Raw genomic sequence first — 6,226 nt, forward strand, 5'->3', positions numbered from 1 at the left:
CGAGGTCGCATCCGCGCGCAGCCCGCCCGCGGGCGGCGCGGGGGGGGGGCGCCGCCCGGGGGGGGGTCGGGGTGCGGGGGGCGGGGTCCCCCCGGCGGCCCCCGCCCCGCCGCGGGCGCCCCCGAGTCCGCCGGGGCGCCGGGCGCGGCCTCCGCCTCGCGGCCGCCCGCGAGCCGCCGCGCCCAGGCGCCGAGCCCGCGCCGGCCGGTCCTGCGGGTCGCCGGGTCGGTGCTCTCGGACGCCGTACGGACCCGGCTGTGCGGCTCGCCGCCGTCACCGCCCTCGGGCTCGCGCGCCCGCGCGTGCCCGGCGTCCGGCCATGCCTCGGCCAGCGGTACGCCCTGCGCCGAGCCGTGCGTCTCGGGGCCCTGGCCGGTCCAGGAGGACGACGGGCCGGGCGCGCGGGCCGGTCCCGCGCCGTCCGCGTCCGGCTCGGGGAGGCGGCCGGGCCACGCGCCGCCGTCCGCGTCCGCGGGCGGGGTGGCCTCCGGCAGGGGCACCCGGAGGTGGCCCTCGCCGTCGGGGGCGGTGGGCAGCGTCCCGGCGTCCGCCGCGGTGGCGTCGGGGACGGTGAGCCGCAGGGTGGACTCGCCGAGCCGGAGCAGCGCCCCGGGGCGCAGCCGGACCGGGCGGTCGCCGACGGGCGCGCCGTCGAGCGTGGTGCCGTTGGTGGAGCCGAGGTCGGCCACGGTGACCCGGCCGTCCGCGGCGACGGTCACCGTGCAGTGGGAGCGGGAGACGTCCGGGTCGTCCAGCGGCACGTCCGCCTCCACGGACCGGCCGACGCGGATCGCCCCGCCGTGCAGCAGGTGCACCCCGCCCGCGTCCGGGCCGGCGACCACGTGCAGCCGGGCGGCGGAGGAGGCGGTGGCGGCGAGGTCGGCCCGGTCGTCCGGATCGGGGGCGTGCAGCGCCAGGACCGCGCCGTCGACCAGCGGCGGCTCGCCCAGCACGCAGCGGCGGGCGTCCAGCCGCTCAGCGCCCGCGTACAGCACGGGCGTGCCGGTGCCGGCCGCGTCGGGGCCGGTGACGGCGGTGGCGAGATTCGAGGCCACGGCGGACAGCGACGTGCCCGCGGGGGCCGTGACGAGCACGTCGCAGGCGCGCCCGGCGCCGTGGCCGGCGTGCGGCGCGAGGACGGTCAGCCGGATCTGCATCGCCGTCAGCGGTCCCTTCTGCGCGACATGCCCGGCAGGGGACCGCCCCGTGTCTCCCCCCACCCGGCACGGACGCGTCGCCCGGTACAGGTCGGCACGGCGCGGGGGCTCCCGACCCCACCGATGCGACGTGCTGGAGGCATCCTCGCACCTGCCGCCGACAGCCCGCCGCCGGGTCACCCCGAAGTGATCTTGAACGGTCGTCCGGAGCCGCCGGGTGTGACGCGAAAACGCCAGGTCGCCCCCGGCCGCAGGGCCGGTGCGGCAACCATCCCGGCCGGAGGAGCGTCTTCTTCCGGACAAGTTGGGACGGAATCCGGGTGGGGTTCCGGCCGTGATCACCGAGGGGGCGGACCGTCGCCCCCGGCCCGGCTCGTTCGAACGCGCCAGCGGGAATCGGCCTGTGGACGACCGGGCTGTGACCCGTTCGGCGGCACTAGAGTGGGTCGGACACCCGGACGGGTCACAACAGAGAACAAGAGGACCTCCGGGGCCCCGGCCCGGCTCGCACCGGGCGAGGACCGGCCACCCAGGACCACGATCAGCAGGGAGCGCGTGACGTGCGGCCAATCGGCAGCAAGTACCTGCTCGAGGAGCCGCTCGGCCGCGGCGCCACGGGCACCGTCTGGCGAGCCCGCCAGCGGGAGACGGCGGGCGCCGAGGCGGCCGTGCCCGGCCAGCCCGGCGAGACCGTCGCGATCAAGGTCCTCAAGGAGGAGCTGGCCAACGACGCGGACATCGTGATGCGCTTCCTGCGCGAGCGGTCCGTCCTCCTGCGGCTCACGCACCCGAACATCGTGCGCACCCGCGACCTGGTCGTCGAGGGCGACGTCCTCGCCCTGGTCATGGACCTCGTCGAGGGCCCCGACCTGCACCGCTACCTCCGGGAGAACGGCCCGCTCACCCCGGTCGCCGCCGCCCTGCTCACCGCGCAGATCGCCGACGCGCTCGCCGCCAGCCACGCCGACGGGGTCGTCCACCGCGACCTCAAGCCGGCCAACGTGCTGGTGGCCGAGCGGGACGGCGCCATGCACCCGATGCTGACCGACTTCGGCATCGCGCGCCTCGCCGACTCCCCGGGCCTCACCCGCACCCACGAGTTCGTCGGCACGCCCGCGTACGTGGCGCCGGAGTCCGCCGAGGGCCGCCCGCAGACCTCCGCCGTCGACATCTACGGCGCCGGCATCCTCCTGTACGAGCTGGTCACCGGCCGTCCGCCGTTCGCCGGCGGCACCGCCCTCGAAGTCCTCCACATGCACCTCAGCGAGGAGCCCCGGCGCCCCTCCACCGTGCCCGCGCCCCTGTGGACGGTCATCGAGCGCTGCCTGAGCAAGGACCCGGGCCGCCGGCCCAGTGCCGTCAACCTGGCGCGCGGCCTGCGCACGGTCGCCGCCGGCATCGGCGTCCACTCCTCGCCCGCCCAGATCGAGGCCGCCGAGGGCGTCGGCGCCCTGCTCGCCCCGGACCCCGACCCGGCGCAGGTCCCGGCGACCCCCGGTGCCGCCGACCCGACGCAGGTGCTGCCAGCCGGTTCCGGCGAGCGGTTCGACCCGGCCGCCGCCACCAGCGTGCTGCCCACCGGCGGACCGGCCGGCTCCGGCGACCCCACCACGGTGCTGCCGGCCGGCGCCCCCGCGGGCGCGGCGGACCCGACGGCCGTCATGCCCGCCATGCCGGCGAACCCGCCGGCGGAGGACCCGCACCCCTGGCAGACCCAGCTCCGCGCCGCCCGGGACCGCAACGAGCAGACCCAGGTGCAGTACCTGGACCCCAGCGAGGACCCGCTGCGCCGCCGCCCCGCGCGCCGTCCGCAGCAGCCGCCGCAGGCCCCGCCGTACCAGCAGGGCCCGCCGCCGCAGCAGTACCAGCAGCAGCCCCCGCCCTACCAGCAGCCGCAGCAGCCCCCGTACCAGCAGCAGCGCCCCGCGCCGCAGCAGCAGTACCGGCAGCCGCAGCAGCCCGCCCCGCAGCAGTACGCGCCCCCGCAGCCCCAGCAGCAGCAGTACGCGCCGCCGCAGCAGCCCCAGCAGCCGCAGCCGCCCGCCCCGCGCGAGCCGCGTCCGCCGCGCCAGCGCAGCGCCAACCCGGTACGGATCCCCGGCCTCGGCTGCCTCAAGGGCTGCCTGGTCATGATCGTCCTCTTCGTGGTGGCCGGGTGGCTCGTCTGGGAGCTCACGCCGCTCCAGGACTGGATCGCCCAGGGCAAGGGCTACTGGGAGGCCATCGGCGACGGCATCGCCACCGTCAGCGACTGGATCTCCACCATCGGGGACGCCACCGGATCCAGCGGATCGGGCGGCACCGGCCAGTAGCCGCCGTCCCTCCCCGGGAGCGGCACACAGGGCAGTACGACCGCCGGAACGCGGTCGTACTGCCGATTTATCGACTTCCGAGGGGTGATTTCGCTCCGGAAGTGACGTCCGGCGGCCCGGGACGCGTAACTTTGACGCGAACCGCAGCCGCTGAGGGAGCAGTCTTGGCACGGAACATCGGCAGCCGCTACACCGCCCACCAGATCCTCGGGCGGGGCAGCGCCGGAACGGTGTGGCTCGGCGAGGGGCCCGAAGGCCCCGTCGCCGTCAAACTGCTGCGCGAGGACCTGGCCTCCGACCAGGAACTCGTCGGCCGCTTCGTGCAGGAGCGGACAGCCCTGCTCGGACTCGACCACCCGCGCGTGGTCAAGGTCCGCGACCTCGTCGTCGACGGCAACGACCTCGCCCTCGTCATGGACCTGGTCCGCGGCACCGACCTGCGCACCCGCCTCGACCGCGAGCGCCGGCTCGCGCCCGAGGCCGCCGTCGCGATCATCCGCGACGTCGCCGAGGGCCTGGCCGCCGCCCACGCGGCCGGCGTCGTGCACCGGGACGTCAAGCCGGAGAACATCCTCCTCGACATGGAGGGCCCGCTCGGCCCCGGCGGCGCCCACCCCGCCCTCCTCACCGACTTCGGCGTCGCCAAGCTCATCGACACCCCCGGCCGCACCAAGGCCACCCGGATCATCGGCACCCCCGACTACCTCGCCCCCGAGATCGTCGAGGGCCTGCCGCCCCGCGCCGCCGTCGACATCTACGCCCTCGCCACCGTCCTGTACGAGCTGCTCGCCGGCTTCACCCCGTTCGGCGGCGGCCACCCCGGCGCGGTCCTGCGTCGGCACGTCACCGAGACCGTCGTCCCGCTGCCCGGCATCCCCGAGGAGCTGTGGCAGCTGCTCGTCCAGTGCCTCGCCAAGGCCCCCGCCTCCCGGCTGCGAGCCTCCGAGCTGGCCGCCCGCCTCGCCGACGTCCTGCCGCTGCTCAAGGGCATCCCGCCGCTGGACGTGGACGAGCCCGACGCCGAACCGGCGGCCCCGGAGCCGTACGAGGACCCGGCCCACGCGACCTCCACCGGCGCCGACGCCGGCCGCCGCCGCGCCGCCGTCCCGCTGGTGCCCGGCGCCTCCGCCGACTCGCACCGCGACACCCACACCTCCATGCGCGTGCCCGGCCCCGAGGAGCTGTCCGGCGGCCCGCACGGCACCGCGCGCGCCCCGCGCCCGGCCGGCGCCCGCCGGCCCGGCTCGGCGCGCAACCGGTCCGGGGCCGTCCGCAAGCGCCGGATCGCCCTCGGCATCGCGGCCGCCGTGGCCGCGGGAGCGCTCGGCGTCGGCGGCTATCTGGCGGTCGCCGGGGACGGCGGGACCGCGCCCCAGGACTCCCGGCCGTCCTCGCAGCCGGCGCAGCCGTAGCACCGGTTGTCCACAGGCCGGACGGCCGTAGGTTCGGCTCCCGGCCCGGAGCCGTTACGCTGGACGCGTGGCAGTCGTCGATGTATCCGAAGAGCTGAAGTCCCTCTCCTCGACCATGGGGTCGATCGAGGCCGTCCTGGACCTCGACAAGCTGAGGGCAGACATCGCCGTGCTCGAAGAGCAGGCCGCGGCCCCGTCCCTGTGGGACGACCCGGAGGCGGCGCAGAAGATCACGAGCAAGCTTTCCCACCTCCAGGCCGAGGTCCGCAAGGCCGAGGCGCTGCGCGGCCGCATCGACGACCTCGGTGTGCTCTTCGACCTCGCCGAGGAGATGGACGACGCGGACACCCGCGCCGAGGCCGAGGCCGAGCTCACCGCCGTGCGCAAGGCGCTCGACGAGATGGAGGTCCGGACCCTCCTCTCCGGCGAGTACGACGAGCGCGAGGCGCTGGTCAACATCCGCGCCGAGGCCGGAGGCGTCGACGCCTCCGACTTCGCCGAGCGGCTGCAGCGCATGTACCTGCGCTGGGCCGAGCGCCACGGCTATTCGACCGAGATCTACGAGACCTCGTACGCGGAAGAGGCCGGCATCAAGTCGACCACCTTCGTCGTCAAGGCCCCGTACGCCTACGGCACCCTCTCCGTCGAACAGGGCACCCACCGCCTGGTGCGCATCTCGCCCTTCGACAACCAGGGCCGCCGCCAGACCTCCTTCGCGGGCGTCGAGATCCTCCCCGTCGTCGAGTCCTCGGACCACGTCGAGATCGAGGAGTCGGACCTCCGCGTCGACGTGTACCGCGCCTCGGGCCCCGGCGGCCAGGGCGTCAACACCACCGACTCGGCCGTGCGCATCACGCACCTCCCGACCGGCATCGTGGTCTCCTGCCAGAACGAGCGCTCGCAGATCCAGAACAAGGCGAGCGCCATGAACGTCCTCCAGGCCAAGCTCCTGGAGCGCCAGCGCCAGGAGGAGCGCGCCAAGATGGACGCCCTCAAGGACAGCGGCAGCTCCTGGGGCAACCAGATGCGGTCGTACGTCCTCCACCCGTACCAGATGGTCAAGGACCTGCGGACGGAGTTCGAGGTCGGCAACCCGCAGTCCGTCCTGGACGGCGAGATCGACGGCTTCCTGGAGGCCGGCATCCGCTGGCGCAAGCAGCAGGAGCAGACGAAGTAACCCCCGCAGCGTTCCCGTCCGGGCCCCGCACCACGTGGGGCGGGGCCCCGCGCGGTGACCCGCCGGTGGCCGGTGCAAACGGGTGGGGGGGGGGGGGGGGGCGTTATTCATTTGGGGTTGGTGCTTGCGGTTTTTTGTCGGGGGGGGGGGCTTCCCGATAGACACCCC

The 6,226-nt window shown here is 75.9% G+C and carries 4 protein-coding genes; 3 read left to right on the forward strand and 1 reads right to left on the reverse strand.

The genetic code is table 11. The annotated features are described in order from the left end of the window. A partial coding sequence (locus tag ACFW1I_RS37460; protein WP_384678447.1) for an FHA domain-containing protein occupies positions 1–1,157 on the reverse strand: 1,157 nt, incomplete at its 3' end. A 560-nt stretch (positions 1,158–1,717) separates the two neighbouring features. Here ACFW1I_RS37460 and ACFW1I_RS37465 point away from each other — a divergent pair. The 3 genes from ACFW1I_RS37465 to prfB all read left to right on the forward strand — a co-directional run bounded on the left by ACFW1I_RS37465 (position 1,718) and on the right by prfB (position 6,058). Continuing rightward, on the forward strand, positions 1,718–3,469 hold the full coding sequence (locus ACFW1I_RS37465; RefSeq protein WP_384678449.1) for a protein kinase: 1,752 nt from the start codon (positions 1,718–1,720) through the stop codon (positions 3,467–3,469). Between the two features lie 164 nt (positions 3,470–3,633). Continuing rightward, complete coding sequence (locus ACFW1I_RS37470; RefSeq protein WP_384678451.1) at positions 3,634–4,881, forward strand: serine/threonine-protein kinase; 1,248 nt, start codon at positions 3,634–3,636, stop codon at positions 4,879–4,881. 67 nt (positions 4,882–4,948) lie between these two features. Further along, positions 4,949–6,058: a peptide chain release factor 2 gene (gene prfB / locus ACFW1I_RS37475; RefSeq protein WP_200423761.1), complete on the forward strand. Its 1,110-nt coding sequence runs from the start codon at positions 4,949–4,951 to the stop codon at positions 6,056–6,058. Positions 6,059–6,226: the final 168 nt, after the last annotated feature.

The sequence above is a fragment of the Streptomyces sp. NPDC058955 genome (assembly GCF_042741435.1).
Classification (GTDB): Bacteria; Actinomycetota; Actinomycetes; order Streptomycetales; family Streptomycetaceae; genus Streptomyces.